At 67.4% G+C, this 15,154-nt stretch carries 13 protein-coding genes and 1 tRNA gene; 6 read left to right on the top strand and 8 right to left on the bottom strand.

The features are described from left to right. Nucleotides 1-111: 111 nt before the first annotated feature. The gene (locus ACFW0G_RS17570) at nt 112-453 is read left to right on the top strand and encodes an MmcQ/YjbR family DNA-binding protein (RefSeq protein ID WP_378326345.1); all 342 of its coding nucleotides are present in this window, start codon (nt 112-114) and stop codon (nt 451-453) included. On the opposite strand, the gene ACFW0G_RS17565 is transcribed toward ACFW0G_RS17570, so the two are convergent. Both ACFW0G_RS17565 and ACFW0G_RS17560 read right to left on the bottom strand, forming a co-directional pair. Continuing rightward, the gene (locus tag ACFW0G_RS17565) at nt 446-973 is read right to left on the bottom strand and encodes a GNAT family N-acetyltransferase (protein ID WP_378326344.1); all 528 of its coding nucleotides are present in this window, start codon (nt 971-973) and stop codon (nt 446-448) included. The genes ACFW0G_RS17570 and ACFW0G_RS17565 overlap by 8 nt on opposite strands. 15 nt (nt 974-988) lie before the next feature. After that, nucleotides 989-1,366 carry a nitroreductase family deazaflavin-dependent oxidoreductase gene (locus tag ACFW0G_RS17560; RefSeq protein WP_378326343.1) on the bottom strand — a complete coding sequence of 126 codons (378 nt, stop codon included), beginning with the start codon at nt 1,364-1,366 and terminating at the stop codon, nt 989-991. Nucleotides 1,367-1,481: 115 nt separating this feature from the next. Between ACFW0G_RS17560 and ACFW0G_RS17555 the strand changes: the two genes are divergently transcribed. Further along, the gene (locus tag ACFW0G_RS17555; RefSeq protein ID WP_378326342.1) at nt 1,482-2,132 is read left to right on the top strand and encodes a hypothetical protein; all 651 of its coding nucleotides are present in this window, start codon (nt 1,482-1,484) and stop codon (nt 2,130-2,132) included. A gap of 16 nt (nt 2,133-2,148) precedes the next feature. Here the strand turns inward: ACFW0G_RS17555 and ACFW0G_RS17550 are convergent, their stop codons facing one another. The 5 genes from ACFW0G_RS17550 to ACFW0G_RS17530 all read right to left on the bottom strand — a co-directional run bounded on the left by ACFW0G_RS17550 (nt 2,149) and on the right by ACFW0G_RS17530 (nt 4,406). Beyond that, nucleotides 2,149-2,547 carry a nuclear transport factor 2 family protein gene (locus tag ACFW0G_RS17550; protein WP_378326341.1) on the bottom strand — a complete coding sequence of 133 codons (399 nt, stop codon included), beginning with the start codon at nt 2,545-2,547 and terminating at the stop codon, nt 2,149-2,151. Nucleotides 2,548-2,557: 10 nt separating this feature from the next. Next, nucleotides 2,558-3,409, bottom strand: a complete 852-nt coding sequence (locus tag ACFW0G_RS17545) for an alpha/beta fold hydrolase (RefSeq protein WP_378326340.1) — start codon at nt 3,407-3,409, stop codon at nt 2,558-2,560. Nucleotides 3,410-3,462: 53 nt separating this feature from the next. Beyond that, nucleotides 3,463-3,921: a winged helix-turn-helix transcriptional regulator gene (locus tag ACFW0G_RS17540; protein ID WP_378326339.1), complete on the bottom strand. Its 459-nt coding sequence runs from the start codon at nt 3,919-3,921 to the stop codon at nt 3,463-3,465. A 58-nt stretch (nt 3,922-3,979) separates the two neighbouring features. After that, nucleotides 3,980-4,192, bottom strand: a complete 213-nt coding sequence (locus ACFW0G_RS17535; RefSeq protein ID WP_378326338.1) for a hypothetical protein — start codon at nt 4,190-4,192, stop codon at nt 3,980-3,982. Between the two features lie 143 nt (nt 4,193-4,335). Continuing rightward, a tRNA-Gly gene (locus tag ACFW0G_RS17530) sits at nt 4,336-4,406 on the bottom strand. A 131-nt stretch (nt 4,407-4,537) separates the two neighbouring features. Between ACFW0G_RS17530 and ACFW0G_RS17525 the strand changes: the two genes are divergently transcribed. Beyond that, nucleotides 4,538-5,755, top strand: coding sequence for an oxygenase MpaB family protein (locus tag ACFW0G_RS17525; RefSeq protein ID WP_378326337.1), 1,218 nt, complete (start codon nt 4,538-4,540; stop codon nt 5,753-5,755). Nucleotides 5,756-5,777: 22 nt separating this feature from the next. After that, nucleotides 5,778-6,359, top strand: a complete 582-nt coding sequence (gene dcd / locus ACFW0G_RS17520; protein ID WP_378326336.1) for a dCTP deaminase — start codon at nt 5,778-5,780, stop codon at nt 6,357-6,359. Here dcd and ACFW0G_RS17515 read toward each other — a convergent pair. Next, on the bottom strand, nt 6,356-7,549 hold the full coding sequence (locus ACFW0G_RS17515) for an FAD-dependent oxidoreductase (protein ID WP_378326335.1): 1,194 nt from the start codon (nt 7,547-7,549) through the stop codon (nt 6,356-6,358). The genes dcd and ACFW0G_RS17515 overlap by 4 nt on opposite strands. 73 nt (nt 7,550-7,622) lie before the next feature. Between ACFW0G_RS17515 and ACFW0G_RS17510 the strand changes: the two genes are divergently transcribed. Both ACFW0G_RS17510 and ACFW0G_RS17505 read left to right on the top strand, forming a co-directional pair. Continuing rightward, nucleotides 7,623-8,093, top strand: coding sequence for a MarR family winged helix-turn-helix transcriptional regulator (locus ACFW0G_RS17510; protein ID WP_378326334.1), 471 nt, complete (start codon nt 7,623-7,625; stop codon nt 8,091-8,093). 162 nt (nt 8,094-8,255) lie between these two features. Beyond that, nucleotides 8,256-14,999, top strand: coding sequence for a hypothetical protein (locus tag ACFW0G_RS17505; RefSeq protein WP_378326333.1), 6,744 nt, complete (start codon nt 8,256-8,258; stop codon nt 14,997-14,999). Nucleotides 15,000-15,154: the final 155 nt, after the last annotated feature.

The following is a 15,154-nucleotide window of genomic DNA, read 5'->3' as shown; positions in this document are numbered from 1 at the left end:
CGCCTCCGCCCTCAACGGACGCGCTGCGCGCGACTGGACTGGATTCAATGCCCGTAGGGTGGCCTTAACGGATCTCCCATTTCGCCAAGACGGCGCGGGCATGATGGACCCATGACGACCTGGGAAGACGTCCTGCGGATGGCCTCGGAGCTGCCGGAGGTCACCGAGTCCACGTCCTATCGCACACCCGCGCTGAAGGTGGCGGGCAAGACCTTCGGGCGACTGCGTACCGAGGCCGAGGGTGGCCTCATGCTGATGTGCGGCCTCGACGAGAAGGCCGCCCTGCTCGAATCCGGCGACCCCGCGTTCTACACGACGCCGCATTACGACGGCTACGGCAGCATCCTCGTCGACCTGGCGAAGGTGGACGTGCGGCAGTTACGCGAGCTGATCGAGGAAGCGTGGCTGCTCAAGGCGCCGCCGAAGGTTCGCAAACAGCTCGACGCTACGTGAGTTCGCCGTTGAGCAGGCTCATCAGGATCATGTCGTGCCGCTTGCCGTCCTCACCGCGGAACGCCTCGCGGTGCCTGCCGTCTTCCTGGAACCCGACCTTGCGGTAGACGCGCCGGGCGGACTCGTTCTCCGCCACCACCCACAGCGCGATCAGGTGCAGGCGCATGACGTTGAAGCCGTACGCGCACATTACGCGCATCGCGTCGGTGCCGTAACCGTTGCCCCAGTAGTCCTTTTCGCCGACGTAGATCGTGAGCTCGGCGTTCCCGACTTCAGGCTCGGCGCCGGTGAGGTCGATGATGCCGATGAACTTGCCGTCGGCGACCGTTTCGATGCCGAGCACGACCCGCTCGTACGAGTTCTCCTTGCGTTCCTCGCAGCGTTTGCGGATCTGCGCGAGAGACAGCGGATGACCGTTGATCATCCACCGGCCGATGTCGGGGTCGCTGTTCCAGCGGTACAGCGATTCGGCGTCGGACGGCTCGAGTGCGCGCAGCCGGACCAGCTTCCCGCTCAGCATCGGGTCCCCCTCGGTTCATTCCCGCTTGAGCAGCAGGAAGTCCTGGACGTCGATGAGCCCGAGGAACTGCCGGACCACGGGCGGCATCGCCTGACGTGACTCATCATGGACGACTTCCGGGTCGCGGACGACGTAATTACGCCGCCGCGTCACGATCTCGCCGCCGCCCGCGGCGAGCAGGTTCTTCACCCAGTCGGCGCCGGGGCCGTAGGTCAGTGCGACGACAAACCCTTCCGGCACAAGGAAAACGTTCACCGGCGTCCGGTACTCCTTGCCCGAACGCCTGCCCTTGTGCACCACGATGCCGAAGCCCGGCATCCAGCCGACGACGTACTTCGCGATCCGGTTGGTGGCGACGCGGTTGAACCGGGCCACGCCTTTGGGGATGACCATGGCCCCAGCATGGCGCGCGCCGGAGAAAAAATCAACAACTGTGGAATTAGGGCGGCGTGAGCCCTGATCGACACGGTGGGATGATGGCGTCGCCGGACCAACACGGGGAGCGTGCATGTCGACCGAATGGCCGCTGCGGCAACAGCCGGACTCGCCGGTTCTCTTCGCCCGATCCCTGGCCGCCGATCCCGGCCGCCTCGCCTTCGTCGTCCTCGACGATGACGACGAGTGGTTCATCAGCGACGGCTCCGAGTACTCCGAGGACATGGAGTTCAACCGAGCCCAGTTCGGCTCGCTGCCCCTGCGCGACGCGCTGACCCGCATCCCCGCACTGGCCGCGCTCGCGATCCTGCCGCCGGGCATGGCCGCGGACTGGGATCCGGTGCGGCGTACCTGGCTGCTGAGCTCCGTCGCCGATTCGGACGACGAAACCGAGGACCGGCAACATCGCCAAGCCCGCATCGCCGCCTGGCCCCACCCCGGCTCGCCGGTGGACGAGGTCCAGGTCAGCTCCGGTCTCGCCGAGATCCCGGCCGATCCGACGGCGTCGCCGCGCGCCGTCCGCCAGGTCGTCCGGGAAGCCGACGGTAGCTGGCTTTTCGTGGGCTTCGAGGTCCCCGAGGCCGTCGACTTCGAGACCGAAGCCCTCGAACTCGAACACGTCGTCCGCCTCTACCCGGACGTCGCGACCGTGCTGGCCGCGGCCCCGCTCCAGGTCTGGGACCGCGCGAACCCGCACAGCCCATGGGAAATCGTCGAGGGCTGACAGGGCGCACGTGGGTTCACAGCACGGCGTCTGTCCGTAATGGACCGGCGGTGATGCGCAATGTCTTGACGCGTAAGGGTTCTCCGTCGTCGAGATAGAAGATATGCATGAACGGCGCCCGCACGATGTCGTCCGGCGAGGACTTCTTCGCCATGGTCGCCTCACCCCGCAGGAGGCACACGCCGTCGGTGGCGGTCCAGAATTCGAGGACGTCGTGGGTGATGTGCAAGGGTTCGTCGATCTTCACGAAGAACGCCTTGATGTTTTCGACACCCACGATGTGCGCGGTGCCGAAGTGCAGTTCGGTCTCGTCGGTCAGGTGCGCGAATCCTTCGCCGAAGGTGAGGGTGTCGATTTCGTTCATGATCTGAAGGACCCATTCCGGCGCGACGGCCGGGCTGGCGGTGTACGTCATGATCGGCCATTCACGCGGCGGCGGGCAGGGCGGACAGGAACAGGTCGATCTCGGCGTTGATCTCGCCGGGGTTCTCCCTGGCGGCGAGGTGGCCGGTGTGCTGGAGCACGCGGAAGGTGCTGCCCTCGATGGCGTCGGCCATCTTGCGCACGGCGTGCACCGGGAACTGGCTGTCCTCTTCGCCGGCGATGACGAGGACCGGGATGCCGGAAATGGTGGCCAGCCTGCGGTGTTCGTCCTTGCGGCCGATCAGGATGCTGCGCAGCGCCCAGGCCACGGACTTCGGATCGTCCCGCAGGACGAAGTTCGTGAACTCCAGGAACTCCGGGTTGGTGGCTTCGGCGGTGGGGCCCGCGAAAGCGGCGCGAGCGGCCTTCGCGGCGAGCGGCGGCATCTTCGCATGCAGGGAGAGGTAGGTGGCCAATGCGGTCGCCCAGACGCTTTCGAACGTCGTCGGCAACGAGGCCGTGCAGTTGATGCCGATCGCGGCGGCCGTCCGCTCGGGGTAGTACGCGGGGAAGACGCCGGCGAGCATGCCGCCCCAGCTGTTGCCGACGACGATGGCCTTGCCGATGCCCAGCGCGTCAAGGATTTTCACCAGCGCGTCCGCGCAGTCCCGCAGGTCGATGATCTTCCGGAGCGCGTCGGACTTGCCGTGTCCCGGGCTGTCGATGAGCACCAGCCGATGAGTCGGGGCGAAGTGTTCGTACTGGTACCGCCACATGGTCCCGTCCATCATCAGGCTCGGCCAGCAGACCATGGCCGGGCCGTCGGTCCGGCCACCCGTCCGCACGTTGATCAGGCCGAGCGAGGTCGGGATCAGTGTTTCGGTGACCTCGTCCAGCCAGTCGATCGTCGTCATGACCTCTCCTTTCATTTTGCTAGTAGTAGCATCTCACTACTACTAGCAAAACGCTACCGATCTCCTTCCTGGGTTGCCAGCGGCACAAGGGTGGCCGCCTCGATCGGCTGGTGACAGCTGCTGCACGCGAGGTACGGCTCGGTCCTGTTCTCGCACTTCGTGTGCAGCAGCGGGCGGTCGGCTAGTTCCCGGCCGCTCGCATGGCTTTCCGCCCAGCGGGTCACCGCGACGACGGTGGGGACGACGAGTTCGCGGGCGGCCTCGGTGAGCTGGTACTCGTACCAGGGCTTGTCGGGCCGGTACTTCCGCTTGTCCAGTAGTCCCAGTTCGGTGAGATCGCCCAGGCGTGCGGTGAGGATGTTCGCCGAGATCCCCAGTGCGCGCTTGAGTTCGCCGAACCTGCACACGCCGAAGAAGATCTCCCGCAGGATCTGGTAGTTCCAGCGTTCCGAAATCGCGGCGAGAAACGCTTGCCCGTGCTGGAAAGTGACGTGCCCGGTGCGCTCGGCCACGGCGGCTCCTTCTGGTATCGACTGACAACTAGTGTCAGGTTAGTACCAGGTGGTGGAATCAGTTCCTCCCGCGGCGCGCGTAGTAGGTGACCAGCCCGGCGATGCACACCACGGCCACGCCGCCCGCGATCACGCGGCTCGTGGAGTCCAGCCCCACGGCCGTGCCCGCCGCGTTGGCGGCCCCGCTGACCAGTAGCACCAGCCACAGCAACGCGGCGACCGCGCCGCCACCACGACGCCGAACCTGCCGGGAATCGTTGTGATCGCTCATGGTTTGAACCTATGAGCGGTGAGCGCGCGACCCCATCCCCTCGGCTACCGGAGCCGAGGTGGAGCCCACTCCACCGGAGTGCCGGGAAAACGAAAGCCCCAGGTCCACAGTGGACATCCACTGACCTGGGGCTTTCGTATGAGAGCGGATGACGGGAATCGAACCCGCGTATTCAGCTTGGGAAGCTGATGTTCTACCATTGAACTACATCCGCAGTGCGTCGCCAGCATACACAACGCCGCGCTCTCCTTGTCGAGACCCCTGCCTGTCGACCACGCCGACTCTTGACGGCACGGCCGACAAGTGACAACACTTGTTGTCGACATTGAGGCGAGGTGGTCCCGGATGGCTGACAAGCTCCCCGATCCCGAGTTGTTCCGCCAGGGCGGGTTCCGGATCGCCACCCGGCTCTTCATCGACGGTGACATCCGCGGTGACGAGCGGCAGGTCGCCCGGCTCCGGGAGTTCGCGCAGGTTCAGGACCCGTTGGCGGACAACGTCGTCGCGTGGATGGCGCGGCAGCCCAAGGGGGCGGGGCGCGCGCGGTTCGAGCAAGCGCTGCAAGGCGGGATCGAGGCGCTCGACAGTCCGGCCGAGGAGCTCGAGGCGTTCTTCCGGCAGGTCGAGGCGACGCCGTTCTGGGTGGACCAGGAACGTCTTCAGCGGGGCGCCAAGGCGATCACCAGGGCCGGGCTGCTCGGGCTGTTCCCGCTCGGTGACATGTCGTTGATGGGCGGGTATCTCGCGTCGCGGGCCACGAAATCGCTGGTCGGGACCGGGGAGATCCAGAACAAGGCGGCCAGGCGGCTGGTCGAGACCGCGACGTGGTGGCTCGACGTCACCACCCCGGGGGCGCTCGCGCCCGGCGAGCAGGGGTACGCGTCGGCGTTGCGGGTCCGGCTGGTGCACGCACACGTCCGCGCCGCGATGAACCGGCGGCCCGACTGGGACTACGAGGCGTGGGACCGGCCGGTCAACCAGGTCCAGACCGCGGGCACGCTCCTGCTGTTCTCCCTGGTCTACGTCTTCGGCGTGCAGTTGCTCGGGTTGCGTTACTCCGCCCGCGAGCGTGCCGACATCCTGCATCTGTGGCGCTACATCGGCTGGCTGATGGGCGTCGACGAGGAGCTGCTGCCGGCGGACGAAGAGGACGCCTGGCGTCTGCTGTGGCTCCTTGCCACCACCGAGTTCATCCCCGACGAGGACTCGAAACGCCTGGCGAAGGCGCTGACCGAGACGCACCGGGGGTTCGGCGAAGGGTTCGGCGCGCTGGGCAAGGTCGTTTCGCACCTGTCCGTCGCGGTGCACTCGTCGATCAGCAGGCTCGTGCTCGGCAAGGTCAACGCCGACTTCCTGGAACTGCCGAACGACCGGGTCGCGCAGGCCGCCGTGCTCGCGGTGGCCGGGGTCAACTTCGCCGCCGAGACGCTGCGCCGCTTCGTCCCGGGTGCGACGGCGCTGCAGGAGCGGATCGGCGAGGCAGGGCGCCGCGGTTACGCCCGGCGCCTCGGCAGGATCTTCGCCCCGGACACCACCTACGCACAGCACATGCGAGCCGCCTGACTCGCCCCGATAGGCTTCGTGCGTGCTGCTCAGTGACCGTGACCTCCGCAAACAGCTCGACGAAGGCCGTCTCGGCGTCGACCCCTTCGACCCGACCATGGTCCAGCCGTCCAGCATCGACGTCCGGCTCGACCGCTTCTTCCGGGTCTTCGACAACAGCAAGTACACCCACATCGACCCGCAGTTGCAGCAGGACGAGCTGACCTCGCTCGTCGAGAAGGAGGGCGAGGACCCCTTCGTGCTGCACCCCGGCGAGTTCGTGCTCGGCTCGACATTCGAGACCGTCACGCTCGCCGACGACCTCGCCGGCCGCCTCGAGGGCAAGTCCTCCCTCGGCCGTCTCGGCCTCCTGACGCACTCGACAGCGGGCTTCATCGACCCCGGCTTCTCCGGGCACATCACGCTTGAGCTGTCCAACGTCGCGAATCTGCCGATCACCCTGTGGCCCGGCATGAAGATCGGCCAGCTCTGCATCTTCCGGCTGTCCAGCGCGGCGGAAAACCCGTACGGCTCTTCCGCGGCCGGGTCCCGCTACCAGGGGCAGCGGGGTCCGACGCCGAGCCGCGCGTACAAGAACTTCCACCGAGTGGACACCTGGCGTTAAGCCGCGACCGGGGCCTCCCAGTCGATGTGGTGGTTCCACATGAACTCGTTCGGATCCCCGTCCGACGGCGGCTTCCGGAACGCCCGCTTGATGAACAGGTCGCGGATCACCCGGCCGACCGGGCCGACGGCCTTCGCGTCGCCGTTGCGCTTGCCCTGAGCCACCACGGCTTCGACACGCTCGCGACGCAGGCCCTCGTACGCGGCCAGCGCGCGTTCGACGTCCGGGACATCGCGAAGGCACTTCGCCAGCGTGACGGCGTCTTCGATCGCCATCGACGCGCCCTGGCCCGCCGCCGGTGACGTCGCGTGCGCGGCGTCGCCGATGATCACCATCCGGCCCTTCCGCCACACCGGCACGCTCGGGAAGTCGTAGGTGGCCCACGGCTGGTAGATCTCCCGCGTCGCGCGCACGATGCCGACGGCAGGCGTGCGATCCGCGGCGAACAGGCGCAGCAGCTCCGCGCGCCAGCGTTCACCGGTCATCCCGGCCAGCTCCGACTCGGTGGGCTCGGCCTTGCGCGGCACGTTCGCGAACCACCACACCTGGCCGTTCGGGTGCACGACGTGCGAAAAGAACGCGCGCTTCCCGAAGACCATGTTCATCACGCCGGGCTCGTCGTCCAGCGACAGCCCTTCGACGAGCCCGCCCGTGTTGAGCAGCGGCACGTACCGCGGCGACGGCGCACCGGGGTCGATGATCTCGCGCACCCGCGAACGCAGCCCGTCCGCACCGATCAGCAGGTCGCCTTCGGCATGCGTGCGGTCGGCGAACTCCGCGCGGACGCCGTCGGATCGCTGACTCGCCCCGATCAGCCGCTTGCCGTACTCGACCGGGATGCCCCGCCGTGCCGCTTCGTCGCGCAAGGCCACGTAGAGGTCCGAGCGCATTACGGTCTGGCTCACCGTGCCGTCCGGCAGCGCGCCGAACGGGAACTCGGTGAGCCGGGTGCCGTCGCCCAGCCCCATGGACATCCACGGCGTCGCGAAGCCGACTCCGCCGACCAGGTCCTTCAGGCCCAACGGCCGGAGCGCGTCCATGCCGTTCACGGCCAGGGTGAGGAACGCGCCGACTCCCTCCGCGCCCCGGTCGTAGGCCTCGTACAGCACCGGTTCGTGTCCGGTCTCGTGCAGCGCGATCGCGGTGATCGTGCCCGCGATGCCGCCCCCGATGATCAGCACCCGCGCCATGTCCTTCCCCTCATCGAATCTCTTAGGAACTAATTCGTTCTGTCGAACTAAACAGTGAGCTAAACTTGTCGTCGTGTCAAGTGAGCGAGCTGAGCTGGTGGAAGAACTCCTGGTCAGGTCCCGGGAGCTGTCCACGGAGACGGTCATGTTCCACACCGCGATCGCGGAGCTGAACGGGCTCTCCACGGTCGAGAGCAAGATCAGCGACTACCTCGCGCGGCTCGGCCCGATGACGCCGAAGGAGTTGGCCCGTTACTCCGGGCTCGCCCCCGCGTCGGTGACGGCGTTGGTCGACCGGCTGGAGAAGAAGGGCATGGTCTGCCGGAAGCCCCATCCGGACGACCGGCGCAAGGTGCTCATCGAGTTCGACATGGCGGGCGCCGAGGCCGCCGCGCCGCTGTGGGATCACCTGGTGACCTCGGTCCGGAAAGCGTGCGACCGCTACACCGCGGACGAGCTCCGGTTGCTCATCGAGTTCGTCGCTACCGCGGCGGCGATCACCCATGAGTCGACCGGAAAGATCACCGGTCCCCTGACGGGGTGAGATTCATGCTCATCGGTGTCGAAAAGAGGGCGTAATTCACCGGGACGTGCAACGCTCCGAGCGTTGTCCGCTCCTTTTCGGGGGGTTGCGCAGATGTCGTGGTCGGGAAGATCGATCCGGTTCCTCGTCGTGCTGGCGTTACTTTTCGGTAGCACGGCTTTGGTGACCGGGAACCCGGCTTCGGCGGCGGTGGTGAAGCCGTTCGCCATGAACTACAACAAGGCCGTCTACGGCGATTTCCTCTACGCGGGAAACGGCTCTCTGCGGTGCCCGGTTCCGGCGGACGGCGCGCCGACCACGGGGTTCGGCAACACGCCCGCGGCCTGTGCGGCGGGGGCGAACCGTGACAACACCACGGTCAACGACAACTACTTCATGCAGTGGTCCGATGTGGATTTCGACCCCGGGACTTTCGATTCGTCAAGGGCGAGCGTGACGATTCCCCCTGGCGCGAAAGTCGAGTTCGCCCGTTTGAACTGGGCGGGTAACACGGGCGTGTACAACACGTATCCCGGTGTTGTGTCGCCGACGAAAATGTGCCAGGACCGCAACTTCCAAACACCGGCGATCCTGCCGCCAGGAAGCCCGGACCGGCAGCCGGTGCGGTTGACCGTCGGGGGCGGGAGTTCGGCCGACATCAGCCCGGCTTCGTACACCGCCGACCCGCTGAACACGTTCAGCGGTGGTCAGTACTACTCCGCCTACGCCGACGTCACGAGTCGGTTCGCGAACGCGCCGACCGGTTCGCCGCTGGACCTGACGGTCGGCAACGTGTGGGCGCCCAAGGGTTTCGGCTGCATGGGCGGCTGGTCGATCGCGCTGGTGTACTCCTACCCCGAGCGGAACCCGGACTACGCGCCGAGCAAGCGTGAGGTCTTCATCTACGACGGTCACGTCCGGCAGAACAGCACCGACCCGACCACCAACGTCACCATCAGCGGATTCCGGGCCGCGGCCGCGGACGCGCACGTCGGTGTCACCGCTTATGAGGGCGACTGGGGCATCCCGCGCGACACCTTCCTGATCAACGACCAGCCCACCTTCGAGCCCGCGACCGGGGACGCCAGCAACTTCTTCATCTCCAACGCCGACGGCGCGAGCAATCCCGCGGTGAAGAACAACTACAGCGTCGACGCGAAGTCGTTCAACACCTCCGCGATTCCCGCGGGCGCGACCAGCGCGAAACTGGGTTTCAGCACCGGGGGCGACGCCTACCTCGCGCAGAACCTCGCCTTTTCCGTGCCACTGCCCGAACTGCAGATCACCAAGACCGCGTCACCGGAGGTCGTGCACGCCGGTGACCAGGTCACGTTCACGATCGTCGTGCGGAACCCGAGCGGTGCCGCGGCGAGCGGCGTCGCGGTCATCGACGACGCGTTCCCGGCGTGCTCGAAGAACATCGGCACCCTCGCGGGCGGAGCCACGACGAGATACACGTGCACCGCGACCGCACCCGGTGACGACTTCTCCAACACCGCCAGGGTGACCGGCAGAAGCGCGCTCGACGATCCACTCGAAGGCACGTCCACGGTGAACGTCGACGTCATCCACCCGGCGGTCAAGATCACGAAGAAAGCCGACAAACCGGCTTATCGAGCAGGCGACACCGTGACGTTCACCGTGGTGGTCTCGAACACCGGTGACGTCCCGCTGACCTCGGTGACCGTGGCCGACCCGAAGACGTCCTCATGTGCGCGGACTCTGCCGGGCTCGCTCGCGGCCGGCGCGTCGCAGACGTTCACGTGTACCGCGACGGCGCCGATCCCCGACGGGGTCAACACCGCGACCGTCACCGGCACCGACCCGCTGGGCAAGCAGGTGAACGCGAGCGCCGACGCGCCGGCACCGACCATCGCCCCGGCGATCGAGGTGACCAAGTCCGCGAACCCGGCCGTCATCCACGCGGGCGAGCAGGTGACCTGGACGATCACGGTCAAGAACACCGGCGACAGCCCGCTCGACCCGGTGAAGCTGACCGACGACACCACGACGTCCTGTTCCCGCACGTTCGGCGCGCTGGCGCCTGGCGCGTCGCAGACCTATACCTGTACGGCGAATCCGTCGAAGACCACGAAGAACACGGTGACCGCCACCGGTACCGACCGGTCGGGCCAGCCGGTCACCGCGACGGCGTCGGCCACCGTCACGGTGATCAACCCGGCGCTGACGATCCAGAAGGACGCCAGTCCCGCCGTCGTCCGCACGGGTGACCAGATCACGTTCACCATCACGGTGACCAACGCCGGTGACGTCCCGCTGTCGGACGTCGCGGTGACCGACGATCACACGCCGTCGTGTGCGCGGACGTTCGGGATGCTCGCGCCCGGCGCGTCGCAGAAATACACCTGCACCGCGCCCGCCCCGGCGGACGATTTCACCAACACCGCCACCGCGACCGGGAAGGACCAGACCGGCCGCGAACTGAAGGTGACCGACGACGCCAAGGTCGACGTCATTCACCCCGCTGTCGCGATCACGAAGACCGCGGCCCCTGCTCAGGTTCGTGAGGGTGACACGGTGACGTTCACGATCACGGTGACGAACACCGGCGACGTTCCGTTGACTGGTGTCACGGTCGCGGACGACAAGGTCGCAGGCTGCGCGAAGACAGTGGGAACGCTTGCGCCGCAAGGAAAGCAGACGTACTCGTGCACGGTGGTCGCGGGTGCGCAGGGCTTCACGAACACCGCGAAGGTGACCGGTACCGATCCGACGAACCGGCCGGTGGACGCCACCGCTGACGCGACGTTCACGGTGCTGCACCCGGGTCTGTCGATCGCCAAGGACGTCAAGGGCGGGCCGTTCCGCCAGGGCGACACGGTGACGTTCACGATCACGGTGACGAACACCGGCGACGCGCCGCTGACCGGCGTCACGGTGGCCGACGACCTCGCCCCGGCGTGCGCGAAGACGTTCGACCGGATCGAACCGGGTGCGAAGCAGACCTACGAGTGCACCATGAAGGCGCCCTCCGACGACGTGGTGAACGTGGCCAAGGCGACGGGCATGCCGCCGGTCGGGCCGCCGGTCACTTCGACCGACGACGCGAAGGTCGACGTCATCCACCCGGGTATCGCGATCACCAAGGACGCTGCGCCGAAGGTGGTTCGTGCGGGTGACACCGTGACGTTCACGATCACCGTGACGAACACCGGCGACAGCCAGCTGCGGGAGGTGTCGGTCGCCGACCAGATCGCCCCCAGCTGCGGTAAGAGCCTGGGAACCCTTGAGCCGCAAGCAAAGCAGACCTACACGTGCACGATGGTCGCCGGTAAGGACGATTTCACCAACACCGCCACGGCCAATGGCACTGACGTGACGAACCGGCCGGTGACGGCGACGGCGGAGGTGCCGGTGGACGTGATCCACCCGGCGATCGCCATCACGAAGACCGCGTCGCCTGCTCAGGTTCGTGAGGGTGACACGGTGACGTTCACGATCACGGTGACGAACACCGGCGACGTTCCGTTGACTGGTGTCACGGTCGCGGACGAGAAGGTCGCGGGCTGTGCGAAGACGGTGGGAACGCTTGCTCCACAAGGGAAGCAGACCTATACGTGCACGGTGGTCGCGGGTGCGCAGGGCTTCACCAACATCGCGAAGGCGACCGGTACCGACCCGACGAACCGGCCAGTGGACGCTACCGCCGACGCGACGTTCACGGTGCAGCGTCCCGCCGTCACGATCACCAAGGAGGTGAAGGGCGGGCCGTACCGCGAGGGCGACACCGTGTCGTTCCAGATCACCGTGAAGAACACCGGTGACGTCCCGCTGACCGGAGTCAAGGTCGCCGACCCGCTGGTGGCCGACTGCGCGCGGACCTTCGACGGCGCGCTCGCCCCCGGCGCCACCTGGGGCTTCGGCTGCACCGGGAAGGCACCGGCGGACGACTTCACCAACGTGGCGACGGTGACCGGCACACCGCCGGTCGGGCCACCGGTGACGGCGACCGGCGAGGCCAAGGTGGACGTCATCCACCCGGGCATCGCGATCACCAAGGACGCCACGCCGAAGGTGGTCCGCGCGGGTGACACGGTGACGTTCACGATCACGGTGACGAACACCGGCGACAGCCAGCTGCGAGACGTTTTCGTGGCCGACCAGATCGCGCCGGACTGCGCGAAGCGCTTCGGAACCCTTGCGTCCCAAGCGAAACAGACCTACACGTGCACACTGGTGGCCGGTGAGAACGACTTCACCAACACCGCCACCGCCAACGGCACCGACGGGACGAACCGGCCGGTGACAGCCACGGCGGACGCGGCGGTCGACGTCATTCACCCGGCGATCATGATCACCAAGAGCGCGGCACCGACGCAGGTTCGCGAAGGCGACACGGTGACGTTCACCATCGTCGTCAAGAACACCGGCGACGTCCCGCTCGCCGCTGTGTCCGTTGTGGACGATCGGACGCCGTCGTGTGCGCACAACGTCGCCTCGCTCGCGGCAGGCGCGGAAGAGAAGTACACGTGCAGTCTGGTCGCGGGCGCCGACGGGTTCACGAACACGGCGAAGGTGACTGGCACCGACCCGACGAAGCGGCCGGTCACGGCGACCGGTGACGCGACGTTCACCGTGCTGCACCCGGGTCTGTCGATCGCCAAGGACGTCAAGGGCGGCCCGTTCCGCGAGGGCGACACGGTGACGTTCACGATCGTCGTCACCAACACCGGCGACTCGCCGTTGACCGCGGTCAAGGTGACCGACGACCTGGCCCCGGCCTGCGCGAAGACGTTCGACCGGCTGGAGCCGGGTGCGAAGCAGACCTACGAATGCACCATGACCGCGCCCGCGGACGACGTGGTGAACGTGGCCAAGGTGACCGGCACGCCGCCGACGGGGCCGCCGATCACCTCGACCGACGACGCGAAGGTGGACGTCATCCACCCGGCCGTCACGATCACCAAGGAGGCTTCGCCGAAGGTCGTGCGCGCGGGCGACACCGTGACGTTCACGATCGTCGTCAAGAACACCGGGGACGCGCCGCTGACCAAGGTGTCCGTTGTGGACGATCTGGCGCCTTCGTGTGCCAAGACGTTCGACTCACTCGACGTCGGTGTGGTGCAGACCTACCAGTGTTCGATGATCGCGCCGGAGGACGACTTCTCCAACGTCGCGAAGGTGACCGGCACGCCGCCGGTCGGGCCGCCGGTGACCGCGACCGGTACGGCGACGGTGGACGTCGTGTACCCGGCCATCGCGATCATGAAGGACGCCGCGCCGTACCAGGTCCGTGAGGGCGACACGGTGACCTTCACCATCCTGGTCAAGAACATCGGGAACGCGCCGCTGACCGATGTGTCCGTTGTGGACGACAAGACTCCGTCCTGTGCCAGGAACTTCCCGTCGCTGGCGCCCGACGCCGAGCAGAAGTTCACCTGCACCACCGTCGCGGGGGCGCAGGGCTTCACGAACGTCGCCAAGGCGACCGGCACGGATCCGACCAAGCGGACCGTGACCGCGTCCGACGACGCGTCGTTCGTCGTGCAGCATCCCGGCGTGACGATCACCAAGACCGCGAAGGGCGGGCCGTTCCGCACGGGCGATTCGGTGCCGTTCGAGATCGTGGTGACCAACACCGGCGACGTCGAACTGCACAACGTGAAGGTCGGCGACAGCGTCGCGCCCGAATGCGCGCGTACCTTCGATTCCTTGCCGGTGAACGGAATCCAGCGGTATTCGTGCACGATGACCGCGCCGGCCGACGACGTCACCAACGTCGCGAAGGTGACCGGCACGCCGCCGATCGGATCACCGGTCTCGAGTGAGAGCAGTGCTCGCGTCGACGTCATCCATCCCGCGGTGAAGATCACCAAGGACGCCGAGCCGCGGCAGGTGCGGCCGGGTGAGCAGGTCACGTTCAGCCTGTCGGTGACCAACATCGGCGACGTGCCGCTGACCAAGGTGTCCGTTGTGGACGACAAGACCCCGTCGTGTTCGTTCACTGTGGACACTCTCGCGGTCGGCGCGACGGAGACCAGGACGTGTTCGATCTCCGCGCGCCAGGACGTCACGAACGTCGCGACCGTGACCGGGGACGATCCGACCGGGCGGCCGGTGACGGACTCGGCCAAGGCGTCGGTCGACGTCATCGGCCCCGGTCTCACGGTGACCAAGACCGGTCCGGCGAAACCCGTGCTGCCGGGCCAGAAGGTCACCTTCACGGTCGTCGTGAAGAACACCGGCGACGTCACCCTCACCGACGTCACGCTCGACGACAAGGTCGCACCCGGTTGCTCGAAGAACGTGGGGACGCTCAAGCCTGACGAGTCGGCCGCGCCGGTCACCTGCGAGGTGACCATGGGCGAAAACGACATCACCAACACGGTGCGCGCGATCGGTAAGGACCCGACGGGCAAACCGGTGGACTCGACCGCGGACGCCGTGGCGAAGGTGGCCAAGCCGGGCATCGACCTGGTGAAGAAGGCCGACACGTCGGTGCGCGCGGGCGGCACGGCGACGTTCACGCTGACCGTGACCAACACCGGCAACGTCGACCTTGTCGCGCTGGAACTGACCGACCCGACCTACCCGGCCTGCGACCGCTCCTTCGCACGGCTGGCCGTCGGGGAGCGCAAGGAATGGACCTGCACCGCGACCGCGCCGCAGTCCGGCGAGCTGACCAACCTCGCGACCGTGACCGGCAAACCGGACACCGAGCAGCCCGGTGACCCGGTCAAGGACACCGACAGCGTCACGATCAAGGTGATCACCACGCCGCCACCGAACCCGACCGTCCCGCCGAGTCCCGGCACCCCGGTCACGCCGCCGGGGCCGAACCCGCCGCCGTTGCCGAACACCGGCTACGACCCATGGCCCGCCGCCTTCACCGGCATGGGCCTGCTCGCGGGCGGCGTGCTCCTGCTGCTGCTTCGGCCCCTCCGGAACAGGCGCGGACGTTCCTGACCGCTTCGCCCGAGTCCGGCCAGGTGCCCTGAAAACCCCGGACTCGGCAACGCGGCGGCGCCACTTCGCGTTACCGATCCGACCGAAAGAAGGCGGAGACGGACTGCAGCCGATCGGCTTGTAGACACTCATTTCCGCCGTAGCTGCCGTCGGAT

Origin of the sequence: Amycolatopsis sp. NPDC058986 (assembly GCF_042741125.1) — a bacterium.
Lineage (GTDB): Bacteria > Actinomycetota > Actinomycetes > Mycobacteriales > Pseudonocardiaceae > Amycolatopsis.
This window is presented reverse-complemented; position numbering and strand designations above follow the sequence as displayed.